Source organism: Streptomyces sp. G7(2002) (assembly GCF_028870195.1).
GTDB classification, from domain to species: domain Bacteria; phylum Actinomycetota; class Actinomycetes; order Streptomycetales; family Streptomycetaceae; genus Streptomyces; species Streptomyces nigrescens.
On the sequence record NZ_CP102609.1, the window covers coordinates 4,329,624 to 4,350,627 of the forward strand.

16 protein-coding genes are annotated in these 21,004 nt (G+C 71.3%); 7 read left to right on the top strand and 9 right to left on the bottom strand.

Annotation, left to right across the window (positions count from 1 at the left end):
- Positions 1-199 precede the first annotated feature (199 nt).
- Entirely contained in the window at positions 200-1,024 is an 825-nt protein-coding gene (locus tag NUT86_RS17975) for a TIGR03619 family F420-dependent LLM class oxidoreductase (RefSeq protein WP_274736366.1), read from the bottom strand.
- A 173-nt stretch (positions 1,025-1,197) separates the two neighbouring features.
- Here NUT86_RS17975 and NUT86_RS17980 point away from each other — a divergent pair, with 173 nt between their 5' ends.
- Positions 1,198-2,718: a CehA/McbA family metallohydrolase gene (locus NUT86_RS17980; protein WP_274736368.1), complete on the top strand. Its 1,521-nt coding sequence runs from the start codon at positions 1,198-1,200 to the stop codon at positions 2,716-2,718.
- Between the two features lie 80 nt (positions 2,719-2,798).
- Here NUT86_RS17980 and NUT86_RS17985 read toward each other — a convergent pair whose 3' ends face one another.
- A complete protein-coding gene (locus NUT86_RS17985) occupies positions 2,799-3,188 on the bottom strand; it encodes a hypothetical protein (RefSeq protein ID WP_266445475.1) in 390 nt (129 codons plus the stop codon).
- A 53-nt stretch (positions 3,189-3,241) separates the two neighbouring features.
- On the opposite strand from NUT86_RS17985, the gene NUT86_RS17990 reads away from it, so the two are divergent.
- The gene (locus NUT86_RS17990; RefSeq protein WP_274736371.1) at positions 3,242-4,018 is read left to right on the top strand and encodes a helix-turn-helix domain-containing protein; all 777 of its coding nucleotides are present in this window, start codon (positions 3,242-3,244) and stop codon (positions 4,016-4,018) included.
- A gap of 227 nt (positions 4,019-4,245) precedes the next feature.
- Here NUT86_RS17990 and NUT86_RS17995 read toward each other — a convergent pair whose 3' ends face one another.
- From NUT86_RS17995 to NUT86_RS18020, 6 genes are all read right to left on the bottom strand, one after another.
- Positions 4,246-5,706 (bottom strand): aldehyde dehydrogenase family protein, encoded by a 1,461-nt coding sequence (locus NUT86_RS17995; protein ID WP_274736373.1) that lies wholly within the window; start codon positions 5,704-5,706, stop codon positions 4,246-4,248.
- Positions 5,707-5,903: 197 nt separating this feature from the next.
- Positions 5,904-7,643, bottom strand: coding sequence for an N-acyl-D-amino-acid deacylase family protein (locus NUT86_RS18000; RefSeq protein ID WP_274736375.1), 1,740 nt, complete (start codon positions 7,641-7,643; stop codon positions 5,904-5,906).
- A gap of 28 nt (positions 7,644-7,671) precedes the next feature.
- Positions 7,672-8,796 (bottom strand): LLM class flavin-dependent oxidoreductase, encoded by a 1,125-nt coding sequence (locus tag NUT86_RS18005; RefSeq protein WP_274736377.1) that lies wholly within the window; start codon positions 8,794-8,796, stop codon positions 7,672-7,674.
- Positions 8,797-8,911: 115 nt separating this feature from the next.
- The gene (locus tag NUT86_RS18010) at positions 8,912-9,697 is read right to left on the bottom strand and encodes an SDR family NAD(P)-dependent oxidoreductase (RefSeq protein ID WP_159487829.1); all 786 of its coding nucleotides are present in this window, start codon (positions 9,695-9,697) and stop codon (positions 8,912-8,914) included.
- A 123-nt stretch (positions 9,698-9,820) separates the two neighbouring features.
- A complete protein-coding gene (locus NUT86_RS18015) occupies positions 9,821-10,732 on the bottom strand; it encodes an LLM class F420-dependent oxidoreductase (protein ID WP_274740527.1) in 912 nt (303 codons plus the stop codon).
- Positions 10,733-10,961: 229 nt separating this feature from the next.
- Positions 10,962-12,188 (bottom strand): amidohydrolase family protein, encoded by a 1,227-nt coding sequence (locus tag NUT86_RS18020; RefSeq protein ID WP_274736380.1) that lies wholly within the window; start codon positions 12,186-12,188, stop codon positions 10,962-10,964.
- 358 nt (positions 12,189-12,546) lie between these two features.
- Between NUT86_RS18020 and NUT86_RS18025 the strand changes: the two genes are divergently transcribed.
- The 5 genes from NUT86_RS18025 to NUT86_RS18045 all read left to right on the top strand — a co-directional run bounded on the left by NUT86_RS18025 (position 12,547) and on the right by NUT86_RS18045 (position 19,084).
- Entirely contained in the window at positions 12,547-15,489 is a 2,943-nt protein-coding gene (locus NUT86_RS18025) for an AfsR/SARP family transcriptional regulator (protein ID WP_274736381.1), read from the top strand.
- Positions 15,490-15,699: 210 nt separating this feature from the next.
- Entirely contained in the window at positions 15,700-15,990 is a 291-nt protein-coding gene (locus tag NUT86_RS18030) for a laminin G (protein WP_093639733.1), read from the top strand.
- Between the two features lie 381 nt (positions 15,991-16,371).
- Positions 16,372-16,575 carry a hypothetical protein gene (locus NUT86_RS18035; RefSeq protein WP_018092264.1) on the top strand — a complete coding sequence of 68 codons (204 nt, stop codon included), beginning with the start codon at positions 16,372-16,374 and terminating at the stop codon, positions 16,573-16,575.
- Between the two features lie 209 nt (positions 16,576-16,784).
- The gene (locus NUT86_RS18040; RefSeq protein WP_159487823.1) at positions 16,785-18,335 is read left to right on the top strand and encodes a class I adenylate-forming enzyme family protein; all 1,551 of its coding nucleotides are present in this window, start codon (positions 16,785-16,787) and stop codon (positions 18,333-18,335) included.
- A gap of 161 nt (positions 18,336-18,496) precedes the next feature.
- A complete protein-coding gene (locus tag NUT86_RS18045) occupies positions 18,497-19,084 on the top strand; it encodes a TIGR03086 family metal-binding protein (protein WP_093639739.1) in 588 nt (195 codons plus the stop codon).
- A gap of 210 nt (positions 19,085-19,294) precedes the next feature.
- On the opposite strand, the gene NUT86_RS18050 is transcribed toward NUT86_RS18045, so the two are convergent.
- On the bottom strand, positions 19,295-20,932 hold the full coding sequence (locus NUT86_RS18050) for a FadD3 family acyl-CoA ligase (protein ID WP_159487821.1): 1,638 nt from the start codon (positions 20,930-20,932) through the stop codon (positions 19,295-19,297).
- Between the last annotated feature and the right edge of the window lie 72 nt (positions 20,933-21,004).

Below are 21,004 nucleotides of genomic sequence, written 5' to 3' on the forward strand. Positions count from 1 at the left end.
CGAATCGGTCTCCGGTACCGGCCCGGACGGGAAGGGCCGTACACCGCTGGTCCTAGGGCGCGCCCGGTGCGGTCGCCCCCGGTCCGTCAGGCCGCCCCGGTCCGTCAGGCCTCCGCGGTCCGTCAGGCCTCCCGCAAGGGGCTGCCTCCGGGACGCGCCCGCCCGTCGTCACCCATCCGGTACGGTGCGCTGCCGTGCGTCACAAGTACTGCGCGAAGTCGTCCAGCGTCCGCAGTACCTCCGCCTCCCCGGCCGGTGGCAGCTGCAGCACCACCTCCTGCAGGCCCAGCTCGCGGTAGTGCGCCAGCTTCCCGGGCGACGGGTGGACCGCGTACGGCACCACCACCGGCTCACCCGAGCGCCCGGCGTCCGACCACGCCTGCCGCAGCACCGGAACGGTCTCGGTCAGCCCCCGCCCGCCGATCGGCAGCCACCCGTCCGCGTACTCGGCGATCTGCCCGAAGAGCTTGGGTCCGGCCGCGCCGCCGAGGAGGATGCGTGGCGCGCCGTGGGCCGGCTTGGGGTGCGCGAAGGACGCCCGTACGGACCCGAATGTGCCCTTGTACGCGGTCGGTTCCGCGGCCCACAGGGCGCGCATCAGCGCCACCCGGTCGCGGGTCAGCTCGCGCCGGGTCGACCACTCCACCCCGTGGTCGGCGGCCTCTTCGACGTTCCAGCCATAGCCGATGCCGAGGGTGAAGCGGCCCCCGGAGAGGAAGTCGAGGGTCGCGATCTGCTTGGCGAGGTCGACCGGGTCGTGCTGGGAGACGAGGGTGATGCCGGTGCCGAGGGCGAGCCGCTCGGTGACCGCGGCTGCCTGGCCGAGCGCGATGAACGCATCGAGGGTTCGGCCGTATTCACGGGGCAGCGGCTCGCCCATGGGAGCCGGGGTGTCCCGGCTGGCCGGGATATGGGTGTGCTCGGGGAGATAGAGACCGGCGAATCCGCGCTGCTCCAGCTCGCGGCCCAGCCGGTCCGGCCGGATCGTCTCGTCGGTCAGGAAGATCGTGGTCGCGATCCGCATGCTGGGACACCTCCGCGTCGGGCGTGTGCGTGACCGCATGGTGCCTCACCGCCCGACGGTTATCCACAGCCCTTTCCCTCGGTGTCGCACCCGCGTACAACAGTTTTCACACGGCGCAACGAGCCTGCCGCGAGGCGGCACACATCGGACATGACACGGCGTGGGGGGCGGGGATGGAACGACGCGATGTACTGAGACTTTCGGCGGTTGCGGGCGCGACGGGCGCGCTTACGCTCGGACGTGTGAGCTTCGCCGACGCAGCGCCCGCGGGCGGCCGGCCCGGAGGCGGGCCGGGCGAGCAGACCCGGCGGGTCACCGGCCATCTGCCCACGGGCTCACCCGACTTCGTGTATCTGCCGGTGGAAGTACCGCGCGGGGTGTGCGAGATCGCGGTGGCCTACCGCTACGACAGACCCACCGTCCCCGAGGGCACGGCCGGCAACGCCTGCGACATCGGCATCTTCGACGAACGGGGCACGGACCTCGGCGGCGCCGGCTTCCGCGGCTGGTCGGGCGGGGCACGGACGGAGTTCTTCCTGCGCGCCGACGAGGCCACCCCCGGCTACCTCCCGGGCCCCGTCAACGCCGGCACCTGGCACATCGCCCTCGGCCCGTACACCGTCGCCCCGCAAGGGCTGCCCTACGACGTCACGATCACCCTGAAGTACGGCCCCCGGGGCCACACCCCGGCGCCCGTCCATCCGCCCGAGCGCGCCCGGGGCCGGGGCCGCGCCTGGTACCGCGGCGACAGCCATCTGCACTCCGTCCACTCCGACGGCAAGCGCACCCCCGCCGAGATCGCCGCGCTGGCCCGCGCCGCCGGACTGGACTTCATCAACACCTCCGAGCACAACACCACCTCCGCGCACGGTGCCTGGGACGGTCTGTGGGGCGATGACCTGCTGATCCTGACCGGCGAGGAGGTCACCACCCGTAATGGGCACGTGGTGGCGTTGGGCACCGACCCCGGGGTCTTCATCGACTGGCGCTACCGTGCCCGCGACAACGCCTTCGGGAAGTTCGCGCGCGCCATCCGCCGGGCCGGAGGCCTGGTCATCCCGGCCCATCCGCACGCCACCTGCATCGGCTGCAACTGGAAGTTCGGGCTGAACGAAGCCGATGCGGTGGAGGTCTGGAACGGCCCGTACACCCCCGATGACGAGATCACCCTGGCCGAGTGGGACAACACCCTGGTCGCCCACACCCAGGGCCGCGCTGACTGGTTGCCGGCCGTCGGCCACAGCGACGCCCATCGCGACCCCGATGTCGTCGGCCTGCCGCAGACCGTGGTGCTCGCCGACGATCTCTCGCGCCGGGCGCTGCAGGACGGCATCCGGGCCGGCCGGGTCTGGATCGCCGAGTCGTCGAAGGTCGGTCTGTCCTTCTCCGTCACCGGTGAGCGGGGCGAACACGCCGGAATCGCCGAGCGCCTGGCGGTATCCCGTACGACGAAGGTCACCGCGCGGCTGACGGTCTCCGGCGCCCCCGGGTGCACGGTCTCCTTCGTCACCGACCAGGGGCGGCTGTACTCCACCCCGCTGCCGCCCTCGGGCGAGGGCACCGTCAGCTGGCGGACCACCCCGGATTACGCCGCCTACATACGCGCGGAAGTCCGCCACCCCTCGACGACACCGGGCCTGCCGGGCCCCATGGCCGCCATGACCAACCCGGTCTTCCTGGGCCGCTGGGGCTGAGCCCGACCGGCTTAGGCCGACCGGGCGCGGCGAGCGGCGGACGGTGAGCGACGCCCGGCGTGCCTCCGCGTACCGGACGCTCAGGCGCTCTTCCGCAAGATGAGGACGGCGGCGACGGCCAGCACCACGATCGCCGCTATGTCGATGCGTGCCACGCGCATCGTGGCGCTGTGGAGACCCGGTGTGGAGTAAGCGAGCAACAGGAAGGACCCCATGCTGATCGCCCCGGCCGTGACGGCAGGGAGGTGGAAGGACGGGACGAACGCCGCGCAGAGCAGGGCGAGTCCGACGAGCCCCAGTAAGACGGCCCGGTGGCGCAGCAGCACCGTCAGATCGGCGGAGCCGGGGCCCTCGGCAGGCACTCCGTACGCCGTCGTGATCTTCGACGGCGCGAAGGCGACGACGCCGGGCAGGAGGTTCACCAACCCGACGAGGAGGAGCAGAGCAGTGGTGACGCGGTCGAGCCACATGTGTCATTCCAAGAGGTGGGAAGGGTGGTCGAAGTGCTGGCTAGCATGCCTGCATGCCATCGGTGCCGCTTTCAGAAACGTGCGGTGTGCCGGCCGCGCTGTGGTTGTGGCCCGGTCAGGCGCTGTACGTGGGACCGTCCCTGGCGCTGGACATCCACTCCGGCTCGGTGAGCTGTCTGGCGGTGGGTGTGGACGAGGAGTTCACGGTCCAGCTGGAGAACGGCACCCGCCAGGTCGCCCGTACCGCACTGATAGCGGCCCGGGTGCGGCACCGCATCGTCTCCCACGGGAACCGGATGGCGTTCTGTTACCTGGACCCCGCCTCGCCACGGGAGCGGGCGTGCCGTCGGATGATGAGCGGGAGCGCCGAGCTCGCCCGGGGGCACGGCAACGAACTCCCGCTCACGCGGCTGGCCGCGCAGATGGACGGGAGTACCCCGCTTCCGGCCGCCCTGCGCTGGCTGGACCTCGCCGGTCCGGACGACCGCACGGAGGCCAGGGACCCGCGGATCCGGCAGGCCACCTTGCGGCTGGCGGAGGACCCGGGGCGGCAGCTCTCGGCGGAGGAACTGGCGGTGGAAGCCGGCCTGTCCGTATCGACGTTCCTCCGGCTCTTCCGCGCCCAGACGGGGACGACCTTCCGCCGCTACCGCCTGTGGACGCGCATGCTGCGGGTGGCGCTCCTGCTGGAGACCTGGCCGGATCTGAGCACGGCGGCCGTGGAGGCGGGGTTCGCCAGCCCCTCCCATTTCAGCAGCGCATTCCACGCGATGTTCGGTCTCCGTCCCAGCCGGCTCCTGGCCCGGGGCGTGACGATCAGAGCAGCGTAGTCCGGGGCGTCACCGCGGGGTTGGCGGGACAGGCCGGACTGGCAGGACAGGCGGGACTGGCAGGACTGGCAGGACGGAACGGCCGCACTGCCCGTCCGTCGGAGGAGCCCGTGAGTCCCCCTGCCGACGGTCAGCACCACCCGGCCCCGCTCACCCCAACCCCGCTCACCCCACCCTCACTCACCCCAACCCACTCACCCCAACAAGCCCAACTCACCCAACCCCACTCACCCCGGCCACACGATCGACTGCAACTCGCTGTACGCATGCAGCGCGTACGAGCCCACGTCGCGCCCCACCCCGCTCTTCTTGAAGCCGCCGAACGGCGCTTCCATGTTCCGTCCGACGGTGTTCACCCCGACCCCTCCGGCCCGCAGCCGCCGTGCCACCCGGAAGGCGCGGGCGACATCGCCGGACCACACGTAGTCGATGAGCCCGTAGTCGCTGTCGTTGGCGAGGGCCACCCCCTCGTCCTCCTCGTCGAAGGGCAGGACGACGACCACCGGGCCGAAGATCTCCTCCCGTACGACCCGCATGTCCCTGGTGCAGTCGGCCAGCAGCGTCGGCGCGACATAGAAGCCGCGTTCCGGCACGGACGGCCGTTCGCCGCCCGCCACGACCCGGGCGCCTTCCTTCCTGCCCAGTTCCACATACGACTCGATCCGGTCGCGGTGCGCGGCCGAGATCACCGGTCCGACCACCGTCCCCGGCGCGCGGGGATCGCCGACCGTCAGCCGCCCGAGGTACCGCGTCAGCCGCTCCACCAGCGCCTCGTACACCCCTCTCTGCGCGATCACCCGCGTCGGCGCGGTGCAGATCTGCCCGCTGTAGAAGGAGTACGTCGTGCCGATGCCAGCCACCGCCGAGTCCAGGTCCGCGTCGTCGAAGACCACCGCGGCACCCTTGCCGCCCAGCTCCATGAGCTGGCGTTTCATACCGCGGCCGCACACCTCGGCGATGCGCTGCCCCACGGCCGTCGAGCCCGTGAAGCTCACCATGTCCACATCCGGCGCGTCCACGGCCGCCTCGCCGACCGCCGGGGAGGCGCCGCTGACGACGTTCACGACCCCCGGTGGCGCCCCCGCCTCAGCGAGCGCCGCCGCCATCCGGTACACCGACAGCGGGTCCTGCGGGGCGGGCTTCACCACGACGGTGTTGCCCATCGCCAGGGCCGGGGCGACCTTGCCCGCCGGGTTGGCCCACGGGTTGTTGTACGAGGTGATGCAGGTGACGACGCCAACCGGCTGCCGTACCGCCAGGGCTCCGAGCACACCCGCCTTCCCCATCGGCCCGGCCTCGTTGATCTGCGGCGGAAGCCCCTGCTCCACGGGCTCCAGCGCCCCCTTCGCATAGCGCCGGAAGCGCGCCACCGCCACCGCCACCTGCATGCCGCGCGCCGTGCCGGTCGTCGCACCGCTCTCCGCCTGCGCCAGCTCGGCGTGCGCCGCGAAGTCGCGCTGCAGCACCTCCGCGGCCCGGTCGAGGATCTCGGCACGCCGCTGCGGCGCCGTACGGGACCAGGCCTGGAAGGCCTCGCCCGCCGCGGACGCCGCCTCGTACACCTGCTCCCGGCTCGCCTCGGGCGCGAGCCCGACGACCGCCTCCGTCGCCGGGTCGATGACCTCGTAGTGGCCGCCGTCGGGCTCGACCCACGCCCCGCCGATGAACAGCCGCCCGGGGGACGTCACTTGGCGCTCACCGCCACCGCGCCCGGCGCGCCGCACCGCAAGCCACCCAGGCTCCGCCCCACGCGCCGCACTCCAGGCTGCCGCTCGCCCGCACTCCGCCCCACGCCCACCATCGCCTCACCCGTCCCCTCGCCCGCACTCCGTCCCACGCTCACCATGGCCTCACTCGCCCCTCGCCTGTCCCCGCCCCACACCCGTCACTTCGTGCTCACCGTCCTCGTGTCCCGCCCCGACCGCAGTACCGTCCCCGGGACCGCGCCGGTCACCACGTCCTCGCGGATCGTCTCGACGCCGTTGACCCACACCGCGTTGATGCCGATCGCCTTGGAATCCAGGCGCGGGCTGTCGCCGGGCAGATCGTGCACGAGCGTGGCCTTGCCCGCGTCGATCCGCTCCGGGTCGAAGAGGACGAGATCGGCGTGCCAGCCCTCCTCGATACGTCCCCGCTCCCGCAGGCCGAAGAGCTGTGCGGGGTCGTCGGTGAGCATCTTCACGGCCTGTTCGAGACCCATCAGCTTGCGGCCGCGCAGACAGTCGCCGAGGAAGCGCGTCGTGTAGGGGGCGCCGCACATTCGGTCCAGATGCGCCCCCGCGTCCGACCCGCCGAGCAGCACGTCCTCGTGCTGCCAGGTCTCGGCGCGCAGCGCCCAGGAGTCCGGGTCGTTGTCGGTGGGCATCGGCCACAGGACCGTCCGCAGCTGGTCGTTGGCGCAGATCTCCACCAGGCACGCGAAGGGCTCCTGGCCGCGCTCGGCCGCGATGTCCTGTACGACGCGCCCGGTCAGGCCCTCGTTCGCCGGGGAGTAGGTGTCCCCGATGACATACCGGCCGAAGTGGGTGAGCCGCCGGAAGACACCCGCCTCCTTGCTGCCCGCGCGCCGCAGCATCTCGGCCCGGACCCCGGGGTCGCGGAGCTTCTCGATCCGTTCGGGGACCGGCAGGCCCAGAATGTCGCCCCATCCGGGGATCAGGTTCAGGGCGCAGAAGGTGCCCAGGGACATGTTCATGGGGGTGAGGATCGGCATCGTCAGGGCCACGATCCGGCCGCCCGCCTCCCGGGCCCGTTGACTGGCGATCAGCTGCCGCGGCACCCGCTCGGGCACGGCCGCGTCGATGGTCAGCACATTCCAGTTCAGGGGCCGCCCGGCCGCCGCGCTCATCTCGACGAGCAGCTCGATCTCGGCATCGCTGAACTGGTCGAGGCAGCCGGCCACGATCGCCTCGATCTGGGTGCCCTCGTGCTCACCGACGGCCCGCGACAGCGCGAGCAGCTCGGCCGGCGCGGCGTGCCGGGAGGCGACCGGCTGTCCGTCCCCGTCGGAGTGGGTGGCGGACTGGGTGGTGGACAAACCCCACGCCCCGGCCGCCATCGCCTCGTGGAAGAGCGCCAGCATCCGCTCCAGCTGCGCGGGCGTCGGCTGCCCGCCGACGGCGTCCTCCCCCATGACGTACCGGCGCAGTGCGCAATGCCCCACCATGAAGCCCGCGTTGACGGCGATCCGCCCCTCCAGGGCGTCGAGATATTCGCCGAAGGAGCTCCACGACCAGGGCGCGCCCTCCTCGAGTGCCACCAGGGACATGCCCTCGACCTTGGACATCATCCGGCGGGTGTAGTCGGCGTCGGCGGGCCGCGCCGGGTTCAGCGGGGCGAGCGTGAAGCCGCAGTTGCCGCCCGCCACCGTCGTCACCCCGTGGTTGAGCGAGGGCGTCGCGTACGGATCCCAGAAGAGCTGTGCGTCGTAGTGGGTGTGCGGATCGACGAAGCCGGGGGCGAGGACGAGCCCGGTGGCGTCCTCGCTGCTCCGCGCCTCCTCGGTGACGGTGCCGGGCGGCACGACGACGGCGATACGGCCGTCACGGATGCCGACATCGGCGGTGTACGAGGGCGTGCCCGTCCCGTCCACGACGGTCGCGCCCTTGATCAGATGGTCGAGCACGGTGTGCGCCCCTTCCCCTCTGCGGAATTCAGCTGCCCGCGGCCGGCCGGAACCGGGTCGTGCGGTGCACCGGATCCGTGTCGATCTTCGGGATCACGTGCTCGCCGATGAGCTTGACCGTGTTCATCGTGTCCTCGTACGAGACCCCGATCGGCAGCCCGAAGCTCAGCTGGTCGGCGCCGGCCTGCTCCCAGCGCTTGCACTGCCCGAGCACCTCGTCCGGGTCGCCGCAGATCATCAGCTCCTCGGCGATCAGCAGCTCGATGATCTCGGTGGTGTAGTCGGGCAGCAGCTCGGGCCACTCGGGGATGCCCTCGGGCCGGGGGAAGGTGTCGTGGTACCGGAAGACCAGCGACTGGAGGTAGTTGAGTCCCCCGTTGACCGCGATCTCCACGGCCTTGTCGTGCGTCTCGGCGCAGATCGCCGTCGACGTCACCATCACGTTGTCGTTGACGAAGTCACCGATCGGCTCGGCGTCCCGGATCGCGGTCTTGTACTGCTCCAGCACCCACTCCATGTCGGAGACCTTCTGCACGCTGAAGCCGAGGACCCCCAGGCCCTTCTTCGCCGCCATGGCGTACGAGGACGGCGAGCCGGCCGCGTACCACATCGCCGGGTGCGAGGCCCCGTACGGCTTGGGGAAGATCTTGCGCGGCGGCAGCTGCCAGTGTTTGCCCTGGAACCCGGGGTACTCCTCCTGGAGCCACATCTTCGGGAACTCGGCGATGGTCTCTTCCCAGATCTCCTTGGTGTGGTTCATATCGGTGATGCCCGGCAGGAACCCCAGGATCTCGTGGCTGCCGGCGCCCCGTCCGCTGCCGAATTCGAAGCGGCCCTCGCTGAGATGGTCGAGCATGGCGACCTTCTCGGCGACCTTGACGGGGTGGTTGACCTGCGCGAGCGGGTTGAAGATGCCGGATCCCAGGTGGATCCGCTCGGTCGCGTGCGCCAGATACCCCAGAAAGACGTCATTGGCGGAGAGGTGCGAGTACTCCTCCAGGAAGTGGTGCTCGGACGCCCAGGCGTACTTGAAGCCGGACTTGTCCGCCTGGATGACGTACTCGGTCTCCTCCATCAGCGCCTTGTGCTCCGCGAGCGGGTCGGTCTCGGCCCGCTTGCCCACATATCCCTGTACAAAGAGCCCGAATTCCAAGGAGGTTCACCGTCCCTGATGGCCATATCTGACGTACCGTCAGATTCGATGTGCCGACTGTTCCACCGCGCACGGAGAGCGTCAATAGCCGCCACCGCACGGACCTGACGTTCAGTCAGATGATGCTGACCCCGGCCAGCCACCCACCGTCGACGACGAACGGCTGCCCGGTGATGTACGACGAGTCCTCGCACGACAGGAAGAGCGCCAGCTTGGCGACCTCCTCCGGCTGCCCGATCCGCCCCAGCGGCACCAGCTTCTGGTAGAGCTCGTCCACGGCCCGCTTCGACTCCGCCGGATCGATGCCCGGGTCGAGCGCGGCCGGGTTGGTCATCGGGGTGTCCACCGCCCCCGGGCACACCGCGTTGACCCGGATCTTCCTGGCCGCCAGCTCCACCGCGGCGACCCGCGTCAGCCCGAGGACCGCGTGCTTGGTCGCGGCATACGCACCGACGAAGGCCATCCCCGTCAGCGCCGTATAGGAGGCGGTATTGACGATCGTGCCGCCACCGGCCGCCTCGATCTCGGGCGCCACCGTACGGATCCCCAGGAAGCAGCCGACCTGATTGACCTGCACCACCTGCTGGAACTCCTCCAGCGGCGTCGACACCAGCTCGTTGAAGCGCAGGATCCCCGCGTTGTTGACCAGCCCGTCGATCTTCCCGAAGGCATCCTTGGCGGCGACGGCCGCGGCCTGCCAGTCCGCCTCCTGCGTCACATCCAGATGGACGTACCGCGCGGCGCCCTCCCCCAGCTCCTTGGCGAGCGCCTCGCCCTGCGCGTCCAGCACATCCCCGAGCACCACCCGCGCACCCTCCGCGACGAACAGCCGCGCCTCCTGCTCCCCCTGCCCACGCGCCGCACCCGTGACGATGACAACCCGCCCGTCGAGCTTGCCCATGCCTGCCACTCCTCCACTGGTGAGAACGTCCGCCGAACCGCCTGGCCGAGCGCCCGGGGCGGGGCGTACGGGGGGCCGCCTACGGGTGGCCACCTGCCCCACCACCCTCAGCCCCTCAGCCCCTCAGCCGTTGAGCAACGGCGCGACCTCCGCCCCGAACGCCAGCATCTGATCGGTCAGTTCCTCGCGGCTCCGGCTGCGGAACCGCACCTGAATCTGCTGTACGCCCATCGCGCGGTACTCCCGCAGCGAGTCGGCGATCCGCTCCGGCGCCCCGGACAGCGTCCGCCGGCCGACCGCCCACCCCGGCTCGCCGACGTACAGCGGCTCGGCGATGGTGCCGATCACGACCGGCTCCTCGATTCCGGCCGCTTCCCTCAGCCGCCGCAGCCTGGTGATCTGTCCGGGCAGCTGTTCGCGCCGGTCGCCCTGCGGGAGCCAGCCGTCGCCACGCTCAGCGGCCCGGCGTACGGCGGCGGGCGAGGAGCCGCCCACCCAGATCGGCGGCCGCGGCGTCTGCACGGGCCGCGGCGCCTGGCCCAGCCCCTCGAACGCGAACCGCTCCCCCGTGAACTTGGGGAACTCGTCCGGCCCCAGCGCCACCTTCAGCGCCTCGACGGTCTCGTCCAGCACCGCCCCACGCCGCCCGAAGTCCACCCCGAGCGCCTCGAACTCCTCCGGTACGTGCCCGGCACCCACCCCGAGGATCAGCCGCCCGCCGGAGAGCCGGTCCAGCGTCGCGTACTGCTTGGCCGTGATCAGCGGATGCCGGAGCCCGACCACCGCGACATGGCTGAGCAGCCGGACCCGCTCCGTGACCGCCGCCAGATGCGCGAGCGTCGCCACCGGGTCGTACCAGACGGTGCTCATCGCCTCGGCCAGCCGCCGCGGAATCGCCAGATGCTCACAACAGGCCACGTACGCGAACCCGCACCGGTCCGCCACCCGCGCGATCTCGACCAGATCAACGGGCCCCGCAGCCGCCTCCCAGCCCTCCGCAAAGAGCGTGCTCTGCGACTGCACCGGCAACTGCATCCCCCACACCAGCCGCCCGTCCTCCGGACGCCACACCCCATCACGCACGCCGCCCACCGGCCCTCCAGCTATATCTGACACACCGTCACATAGCTTGCGCGGGACATCGTCGTGCCTGAAGCCTCATCGGGCAAGGGGCGGGGTGCCGGGGCCGGGACTCCGTCACGGGAAGCGGCGCAGCCTCAGCCCGCCACCGGCCACCGCTTCCCCGTCAGCACACGCCCACACCTCAACCCCCTGCCCCCGCCCACAGCCCCTCCCCCGTCAGCCCCAGCAGCGAGATCGCGTTGCCCCGGACGATCCGCTCCACGACGTCCGGCGCCAGGTGCCCCATCTGGGACTCCCCGACCTCCCTCGACTTCGGCCAGGTGGAGTCCGAGTGCGGATAGTCCGTCTCGTACAGCACATTGCCCACGCCGATCGCGTCCAGGTTCTTCAGGCCGAAGGCGTCGTCGAAGAAGCAGCCGTAGACGTGCTCGGTGAAGAGTTCGGACGGCGGGCGGAGGACCTTGTCGGCGACGCCGCCCCAGCCGCGGTTCTCCTCCCAGACCACGTCCGCGCGCTCCAGGACGTACGGGATCCAGCCAATCTGACCCTCGGCGTACATGATCTTCAGGTTCGGGAAGCGGTCGAACTTACCGCTCATCAGCCAGTCGACCATCGAGAAGCAGCAGTTGGCGAAGGTGATCGTCGAGCCGACGGCGGCCGGGGCGTCGGCGGAGGTCGAGGGCATCTTGCTGGACGAGCCGATGTGCATGGCGACGACCGTGCCGGTCTCGTCGCAGGCACGCAGGAAGGGGTCCCAGTAGTCGGTGTGGATGCTGGGCAGGCCCAGGTGGGGCGGGATCTCGCTGAAGCAGACGGCGCGGACGCCGCGGGCCGCGTTGCGCCGTACCTCCGCGGCGGCCAGCTCGGCGTCCCACAGGGGCACGAGAGTGAGCGGGATCAGCCGGCCCCGCGCCTGCGGGCCGCACCACTCCTCCACCATCCAGTCGTTGTAGGCGCGCACCCCCAGCAGGCCCAGTTCACGGTCCTTGGCCTCGGTGAACGTCTGGCCGCAAAAACGGGGGAAGGTGGGGAAACAGAGGGCGGACTGGACGTGGTTGACGTCCATGTCGGCCAGGCGGTCGGGGACGCTGAAGGAGCCCGGGCGCATCTGCTCGTAGGTGATGCCTTCGAGCTTGATGTCGTCGCGCGCGTAGCCGACGGCCGTGTCGAGACGGGTCAGCGGACGGTGCAGGTCCTCGTAGACCCACCAGTCGGCTATGGGCCCGCCGTCACCCTTGTCACCCATCTTTGGGGCGAACTTTCCGCCCACGAACGTCATCTCCTTCACGGGCGCCCGGACGATGCGCGGGCCGATGTCGTGGTACTTCGACGGGAGCCGGTCCCGCCAGACGTTGGGGGGCTCCACCGTGTGGTCGTCCACCGAGATGATCTTGGGGAAGGTCTCCATGGCGGATACGGTAGCGCCGATCTGACGATGCGTCAGCTATGCGGTCCTGGGCACGGATCGCGGACATGGCTCCCTGCCGGGAGGGCCGGCAGAGAAACGGAGTGCGGCCCGAGCGGCGGAAGGGCAGGGTGGGACTCATTCAGGGCGCACAGGGGCAACTACCGGCCAGAGGGCGCGCGGAAGCGGACCTTCCGCGCCTTCTTGTGCGCTGGCGCATACACCTCCTGATCACCCGAGGAGGCTTTGTGCATGCTCCGGACCCCTACTGACGTAAGGGGCTGGGACAAGGCAGACTGACCGTTGCGCACGGTGAACCGATGCGAACGGTACGAACGGATGGCACAAGGCAGGGGGAGACATGGACCACAGTCCGGGACAGGGACGGGAGCGGCTCCGCTTCTCCGTGCTCGGTCCCGTGCGGGCCTGGCGCGGCGCTACGCAGCTGGCAGCGGGATCCCCGCAGCAGCGTGCGTTGCTTGCCGCACTGCTGCTGCGTGGCGGCCGTACCGCCACCGCACCCGAGCTTGTCGACGCACTGTGGGGCGAGGAACCGCCGCACGCCGCGCTCGCCGCGCTGCGTACGTACGCCTCGCGGCTCCGCAAGGCGCTGGGTGATGACGCAGCCGCCCTGGTCAGTGAGTCCGGCGGCTATGCGATCCGCTCCGTGGACGGCCGCCCGCTGGACCTGGACCTGGACCATGCCGAGCAGTACGCGGCCGAGGCCGAAAAGGCCAAGGCCGCCGGCGATCGCGGCCGCGCCCGCGAGCTCCTCGACGCCGCGCTCGCACTGTGGGCCGGCGAGCCCCTGGCCGGCCTCGCCGGCCCTTACGCCGACACCCAGCGCACCCGCCTCGACGAGTGGCGGCTGACCCTGGTGGAGACACGCCTCGAACTCGACCTGGAAGTCGGCTGCCACGCCGAGGCGGTCTCCGAACTGACCGCCCTCACCGCCGCCCACCCCCTGCGTGAGCGACTGCGGGAACTCCTCATGCTGGCGCTGTACCGCAGCGGCCGGCAGGCGGAGGCACTGGCCGTCTACACCGACACCCGTCGGCTCCTGGACGAGGAACTGGCCGTCGAGCCCCGCGCCTCACTCTCGGAACTCCAGCAGCGGATCCTCCGCGCGGACGCCGACCTGGACGCACCCCTCACGCTCAGCGACGGCTCGGACCACGCCGACCATGTCGTCGTCCGCCCCCAGCAACTTCCCGCCACCGTCGCCGATTTCACCGGGCGCACCCCCTTCGTCGCCGAGCTGGGCGACCGGCTCGCCACCAGCGAGGGCAGCGTGATGGCGGTCTCCGCGCTCACCGGCATCGGCGGCGTCGGCAAGACCACCCTCGCCGTGCACGTGGCGCACGCCGCCCGCGAGCACTTCCCCGACGGGCAGCTCTACGCCGACCTGCAGGGCGCCGGACACACCCCCGCCGAGCCCGAGGCCGTGCTCGGCGCATTCCTGCGCGCCCTCGGCACCCCGGACTCCGCGATCCCCGACGGCCTGGAGGAGCGCTCCGCCCTCTACCGCTCCGCCCTTGCCGGCCGCCGCGTGCTGGCCCTGCTGGACAACGCCCGGGACGCCGCACAGATCCGCCCGCTGCTCCCCGGCACCGAGGGCTGCGCAGCGCTGATCACCAGCCGCGCGCGCATGATAGATCTCGCCGGGGCGCATCTGATCGACCTCGATGTGATGAGCCCCGACGAGGCGTTCACCCTCTTCACCCTCATCGTCGGCGAAGAGCGGGTGAACGCCGAGCGCGAGGCCTCGATGGACGTGGTCGGTGCCTGCGGATTCCTCCCGCTTGCCATCCGTATCGCCGCCTCCCGCCTGGCCTCCCGCCGCACCTGGACGGTCTCCGTGCTCGCCAGCAAACTGGCCGACGAGCGCCGCCGTCTGGACGAGCTGCGGGCCGGCGACCTCGCCGTCACCGCCACCTTCGAACTGGGATACGGACAGCTCGAACCCCAGCAGGCACGGGCCTTCCGGCTGCTGGGTCTGGCCGACGGCCCGGACATCTCCCTGGCCGCGGCCGCCGCCCTCCTCGGCATGGACGCCGATACGACCGAGAGCCTGCTGGAATCCCTCGTCGACACCTCACTGCTGGAATCCGCGGCACCCGGCCGCTACCGCTTCCACGACCTCGTACGCCTCTACGCACGCTCCTGCGCGGAGCGCGACGAACAGCCGCCGGAGGAGCGCGATGCGGCGGTGTCGCGGCTCCTGGACTTCTATCTGGCGACAGCTGCGCACAGATACCCCCTCGAACTCCCCGGCGACATCCTGGTCGACCACATGGAGACGCCGCACTATCCCGGTCTGGTCTTCGAGGACCGCGCCGAGGCGATGAGCTGGCTGTTCAGTGAAACCCGATGCCTGATCGCCTGCGCGCTGCAGAACACCGCACCGGGCTCCCTGCGGCGTGCCGTCGATTTGCTGGTGCTCACCAGGGACATGGCGGATTCCGGTGCCAGCAACCGGCAGTTCGAGCAAGCCAGTCTCACCCTGCTCGCCGCCGCGCTGAAGGCCGACGACCAGCACGCCGCGGCTCGCGTGCACTGGATCCTCGCCCCCATCTACACCCAGTCCGGGCGGCTCGGCGAAGCCGATGAGCACGCCAAGCTGGCGACGCTGCGCGGACTGGCCGCAGGCGACGACTTCTCCGCCTGCAACGGACTCAACGACCGGGGCATCATCGCCAGTATCGAGAGTCGGCTCGACGAGGCGGACGCCTATCTGAACCAGGCTCTCCTCTCCTACCGCGACATCAACAACAAGCAGTCGGAGGCGAGCGCGCTCTGCAACCTCTCCCGGGTTCATCTGGACACCGGGCGGGTGGACAGCGCGGTCGCGCTCGCCGAGCAGGGTGTCGCGCTGTACGAGGAGTGCGGTGCCTCGCGACGGCTGGCCAACGGCAAGTACAACCTGGGCATGGCCCTCACGCTGGCCGACCGCCTGGAGGAGGCCACGCAACAACTGACCGAGGCCCTTGTCAGCTTCCAGGACACCCGGCAGCGGTTCTGGGAAGGCATGACGTATCTGCGCCTGGCAGAAGTGGAACTGGCGGCACATCAGCCCGCCAAGGCGGCCAACTACGCTGAACTCGCGGTCGCCGCGCTCCGCAGCAGCGGTGGCGACCGCTGGCGCGCCAGCGCACTCGCGGTACTCGGAGACGCTCTGAGCGAGATCGGGCACACTGGGCGCGCACAGGTCTGCCAGCAGGAAGTGCAGACGATTCACAAGAGGCTGGGACTGCCGCAGAACAGCGGTGCGCAGCGGTTTCCCACCTCGGTGGCGGTCGCTTAGCGGCAGCCAAGGCGTGCCTCTCCGGCGTTTATCGATCGTTCATCGCCACACGGCAGTCTCTTCTCAACCGATCCGCCGCCTCGGGGGGCAAGCGGCTCGGTGAGCGAGCCCCACCGATAAGGTGTTCGGCCGCGGTTCGCCCGTCCGGCGACCCACGGGGGAGTTGCCGGGCGGGTGCGCCAAAAGCGCCCACACGTAGGAGTTGATCGTATGGCCACCGAGAACCAGCCTCGCCCGGGTGACGAGAAGGATGTCGTCAAGCCGCTCGACAGCACGCGTCCCATCCAGCCCATGGACAGCACCCGTCCGATCCAGCCCATGGACAGCACGCGCCCCATTCAGCCGATGGACAGCACGCGCCCGATCCAGCCCATGGACAGCACGCGTCCCATCCAGCCGGCGGAAGGGCACGCTCCTGTCGCCGGTGCCGCGGGCGCTCCCCATGACGGTCACTCCGTGACGGCGAAGGACAGCACTCGGCCGATCATCGACCCCAAGTAGTCGACACCGGCATCAAGTGAGCCCGGGAATCAGGGGGATACCCGGGAAGACGCCCCGGAGGGAGACCGGGGAACGGGGGAAGTACGGGGGACGTACGGGGGGACGTACGGGGGGACGTACGGGGGACGTACGGGGGAACGGGGGGAAGTACGGGGGGACCGAAGGGGCCAGCCTCGATGACATTCCTAAGGGGGGAGTCATCGAAGTCGGCCCCTTTCGCGTGCTCCGGCGCAGAAGGGTCCTGGCTGCGTGCCGGGTGCCGCGGCACCCCACAACGGCAATTCCCCTCATTCTGCAGCTATTTCAGGACACCTGATCGAATGTACGGCCTATGAACGGCAAGCTTCTGTTGTTCATGACTCACCTCTTCAAGGAGTTCAGATGAGCCGATTCACGCGCACCCTCGTCACCGTCGCCCTCGCGGCCGCTGCCGCCGGCGGCGCCGCGACTCCGGCGATGGCGGACAGCCACACCCCCGCCACCCCGGGCTTCTCCGCCCAGGACAGCACCATGCCCATAGTCGCCAACACGGCCACCCCCGACAACCACATCCCGACCGCGCCCCAGGGCTCCGTCCAGCACTGACCGAACGCAGCACCGCCCCTTCACGGGGGCCGGGCCCGTCGCACCGCGACGGGCCCGCTCGGTTTCGGCAGCCTCTCCGCCTGCCGCACAGATCCGCGTCACTCAGAGCTGACGATCCATCAGCTTTGCTGCTACAGTCGCGCCGTTCAGGCCCGCCGAGGCCGTCGGGCCGGCCCCGCCCCGCTCCGCTCGTAGCCAGGAGGCGCGCCGTGTTCGAACCCGCCCGTATACACACGCTCTGGGAACTGGTCGAGTACCGCGCCCGGGTCTCGTGCGGGAGACCGATGTTCTTCGACGGGGACGGTCGGAGCGTCACCTTCGACGGGGTGCGGGACGAGGCGCTGCGGGTGGCGGCCGGGTTCCGGGAGCTGGGGATCGGGGCCGGGACGCGGGTGGCCTGGCAGTTGCCGACGCGGATCGGGACGGTGGTCGCGTCGCTGGCGCTGGCCAGGCTGGGGGCCGTACAGACACCGGTCATTCCGCTCCACCGGGAGCGTGAAGTCGGCTTCATCCTGGCGGAGTCGGCGGCGGAGTTCGTCCTCGTACCGGGCGTGTGGCGGGGGTTCGACCACACCGCGATGGTCCGGAAGCTCGCCGGGGACGGGGTGCGGGTGCTGCCGGTCGGGGACGGGCTGCCCACGGCGGACCCGGCCGGGCTGCCCGCCGCGGCACCGGCCGGCGACGGGGCCACCACCTGGATCTACTACACCTCCGGCACCACCTCCGATCCCAAAGGGGTGGAGCACAGCGATGCCGGCCTGATCGCCGGTGGTGTCGGGCTGGCCACCGCGCTCGGCATGTCCGCGGACGACATCGGCTCGATCGCCTTTCCGTATGCGCACATCGCCGGTCCGGACTATGTCATCGCGATGCTGGTCAGCGGGTTTCCCGCGGTCGTCCTGGACACCTTCGAGCCGGGCCGCGCGGCCGCCGTCTACCGGCGGCGCGGGGTCACCATGGCCGGCGGCAGCACCGCGTTCTACCAGGCGTTCCTGGACGAGTCGCGCCGCTACCGGCGGCAGCTGCCGCACGCGGGACGGCTGATTCCGTCGCTGCGGCTGCTGTCCGGCGGCGGGGCACCGATGCCGCCGGAGCTGTATGCGGCGGCGGGCCGGGAGCTGGGGTGCGCGATCGTGCACGGCTACGGGATGACCGAGTGCCCGATGATCGCGATGGGGACGCCGTACGACAGCGACGAGCAGCTGTCGCGGACGGTCGGCAAACCGGTCGTGGGAGCGCAGGTACGGATCGTCCGGCCGGACGGGTCCACGGCCGGCACCGGGGAGACAGGCGAGGTCACGCTCAAGGGGCCGATGCTCTTCCGTGGGTACACGGATCCGGCGCTGACCGCGGAGGCGTTCACCGCCGACGGCTCCTTCCGCACCGGGGACCTGGGGCTGCTGCGCCCCGACGGGCATCTGGTGCTGACCGGGCGGCTCAAGGACATCATCATCCGCAAGGGCGAGAACATCTCCGCGCAGGAGATCGAGGATCTGCTCCACACCCATCCGGCGGTGGCGGAGGCCGCGGTGATCGGACTGCCGGACCGGGAACGCGGCGAGCGGGTGTGCGCGGTCGTCACACCCGCCGATCCGGCCGCACCGCCGCTCACTCTGGCCGGGCTGACCGCGCATCTGCGGGCGGCCGGGCTGATGACGCAGAAACTGCCGGAGCAGCTGGAGACCGTCGGCGCGCTGCCGCGCGGCGGGCCGCTGAACAAGGTGCTCAAGACGGTGCTGCGGGAGCGGTATACGGAGTAGCCGGAGCCGTGCGGCGGTGTGGCGGGAGACGTACGGCGGTGTGGCGATGAGTTCCGGGGGCCGGTGGAGTCTTCACTGGGAGTGGCGCCGGAGGTGTGCGCGGTATGCGTCCGGGGCCGGCCCCGGCAGGACGCCCCCGGCAGGACGGAAGGACCCGGACGATGACCGAGACGATCGACTTCGCGGCACAGGCGCGGCTGGTGTCACAGCTCGCGGCCCGGACCGCCGAGGAGCAGCTCGATGCCCCCACCCCCTGCGAGGCGTACGCGGTGCGCCATCTGCTGGGCCACCTCGTCGGGCTGGCCGCGGCCTTCCAGGAGGCGGCGCGCAAGAACCTCGGGCCGATGACGAGCGTCGACCCCGGTGCGACGGAGCCCGATGTGGAGCCCGGCTGGCGCACCGAACTGGACCGGAATCTGCAGGGCATGGCGGAGGCCTGGCACGCCCCGGAGGCCTGGGAGGGCGAGACCCAGGCGGGCGGAGTGGCCCTTCCCGCGGCCATCGCGGGCCGGATCGCGCTCAATGAGCTGGTGCTGCACGGCTGGGACCTGGCGCGCGCCACCGGCCAGGAGTACGCGCCCGACACGGCGAGCCTCGGGGTCTCGTACGCGCTGCTCACGCAGTTCGCCGAGAGCCCGGAGCGCGGGCCGTTCGGCCCGCCGGTGGAGGTGGCGGCGGACGCACCGTTCCTCGACCGGGTGGTGGCGCTCAGCGGCCGCCGGCCGGACTGGACACCTCCGACGTCGTAGGCCCGGGGGCCCGGAACGGCTCGACGGGGCGGTGCCCGGTCCTTCCGCGTGCGGCGCTGGACGTGCCGCGCCGAGTGCGGTGAGTGCGCCGAGTGCGGTGAGTGCGCCGAGTGCGGTGAGTGCCCTGGACGCGATGTGGCGGTGTGGCGGTGTGGCGGTGTGGCTGTGCGACGGGAACAGGCGCGGGGGCAGGCCGGCGGGTCGGCCGCCTCACGCGGGGGCGGGCCCCGCGGCACCCTTCCGCAGCCGGGTCTTGAGGATCTTGCCGCTGGCGTTGCGCGGGAGTTCGGTGACGAAGGCGACCTCCCGCGGGACCTTGTAATTGGCCATCTCGCGGCGGGACCAGGCGATCAGATCGTCGGCGGTGAGCAGGGAGCCGGGGCGGCGGACCGCATAGGCCTTGCCCACCTCGCCGAGGCGGGGGTCGGGTATGCCGACGACGGCGACGTCGGCGATGTCCGGGTGGCGGCCGAGGAGTTGCTCTATCTCGGCGGGATAGGCGTTGAAGCCGCCGACGATGAACATGTCCTTGATGCGGTCGGTGATCCGGAGGTTGCCGTCCGCGTCGAGCACGCCCACGTCGCCGGTGCGCAGCCAGCCGTCGGGGGTGAGCGCGCGGGCCGTGCCGGCCGGGTCCTCGAAGTAGCCGGACATCACGTGGTAGCCGCGGACCAGCACCTCGCCGGGGTCGCCGGGCGGCAGCGGGCGGTCCGCGGCGTCGACGATCCGTACCTCGGTGCCGGGAAGGGCGCGGCCCGAGGTCGCGGCGATCACCTCGGGCGGGTCGCCGCGGCGGCACATCGTGACGACGCCCGAGCTCTCCGAAAGGCCGTAGGCGGTCAGGACGGTGGAGATCTTCAGCTCGCTGCGCAGCCGCTCGACCAGTTCCAGGGGGACCACGGCGGCGCCGGTGACCACCAGGCGCAGCGCGGAGAGGTCGTGCCGGGCGCGGGCGGGGTGGTCCAGGAGCTGCTGATGGAGGGTGGGCGGGCCGGGGAGGACGGAGATCCGCTCGGCGGCGATCTTGGCGAGCGCGGTCTCCACGCTGAAGACCGGCTGGGGGATCATCGTCGCGCCGCGCAGCAGACAGGCGATGATCCCGGCCTTGTAGCCGAAGGTGTGGAAGAAGGGATTGATGATCAGGTAGCGGTCGTCCTCCCGGAGGCCGGCCAGTTCGCTCCAGACGTCGTAGGCGCGCAGGGTCTGCGCATGGGTGATCACGGCGCCCTTGGGACGGCCGGTGGTGCCGGAGGTGAAGATGATGTCCGAGGGGGCGTCGGAGCCCACGGAGTCGGCCCGGTCGTGGACGGTCTCCGATGGCACCGCGGCGCCGCCGGCGAGGAACTCCTGCCAGGTGACGAAGTCGGCGGGCGCGTCGTCGGAGAGCACCACGACCTTTTCCAGCCGCGGCAGTCCGGGCAGCGGGCCGTGGCCGGTGCCTTCACGGGCGGCGCGGCGGAGTGCGGCGATGTAGGACGTGCCGAGGAAGGTGCCGGTGATGAAGAGGAGCTTGGCGCGGGTGCGGCGCAGGAGGTAGGCGGCCTCGGTGCCCTTGAAGCGGGTGTTGACGGGGACGAGGACGGCGCCCGCGGTGACGGCCCCGAGGGCGGAGACGATCCAGTCGAGGGTGTTGGGCGCCCATACGGCCACGCGGTCGCCGGGCACGACCCCGGAGGCCATACAGGCGGCCGCCGCCCGCTCCACCCGCTCGCCCAGCTCGGCGTACGAGATCCGGGTGCGGCCCTCGACCACGGCCTCCCGGGAGCCGTACCGCCGGGCGGCGGCGCGCACCAGGCCGGGGATGGCGCCGTACTCCAGGTCCGCCCGCGCCTCCACGTCGTCGCGCATCGCGCTGCCTCCCGCCGAAGAGCTGTACGCCAGTAGCTGACTGCCCGTCAGATTAGCGGTAGCCTCCTCCGC

Coding starts and splice junctions, on each gene's coding strand:
- NUT86_RS18045 (WP_093639739.1), top strand. CDS start 18,497: ATGACCGAGACGATCGACTTCGCGGCACAGGCGCGGCTGGTGTCACAG.
- NUT86_RS18025 (WP_274736381.1), top strand. CDS start 12,547: ATGGACCACAGTCCGGGACAGGGACGGGAGCGGCTCCGCTTCTCCGTG.
- NUT86_RS18035 (WP_018092264.1), top strand. CDS start 16,372: ATGAGCCGATTCACGCGCACCCTCGTCACCGTCGCCCTCGCGGCCGCT.
- NUT86_RS17975 (WP_274736366.1), bottom strand. CDS start 1,024: ATGCGGATCGCGACCACGATCTTCCTGACCGACGAGACGATCCGGCCG.
- NUT86_RS18020 (WP_274736380.1), bottom strand. CDS start 12,188: ATGGAGACCTTCCCCAAGATCATCTCGGTGGACGACCACACGGTGGAG.
- NUT86_RS17990 (WP_274736371.1), top strand. CDS start 3,242: ATGCCATCGGTGCCGCTTTCAGAAACGTGCGGTGTGCCGGCCGCGCTG.
- NUT86_RS18015 (WP_274740527.1), bottom strand. CDS start 10,732: ATGCAGTTGCCGGTGCAGTCGCAGAGCACGCTCTTTGCGGAGGGCTGG.
- NUT86_RS18010 (WP_159487829.1), bottom strand. CDS start 9,697: ATGGGCAAGCTCGACGGGCGGGTTGTCATCGTCACGGGTGCGGCGCGT.
- NUT86_RS17980 (WP_274736368.1), top strand. CDS start 1,198: ATGGAACGACGCGATGTACTGAGACTTTCGGCGGTTGCGGGCGCGACG.
- NUT86_RS17985 (WP_266445475.1), bottom strand. CDS start 3,188: ATGTGGCTCGACCGCGTCACCACTGCTCTGCTCCTCCTCGTCGGGTTG.
- NUT86_RS18030 (WP_093639733.1), top strand. CDS start 15,700: ATGGCCACCGAGAACCAGCCTCGCCCGGGTGACGAGAAGGATGTCGTC.
- NUT86_RS18050 (WP_159487821.1), bottom strand. CDS start 20,932: ATGCGCGACGACGTGGAGGCGCGGGCGGACCTGGAGTACGGCGCCATC.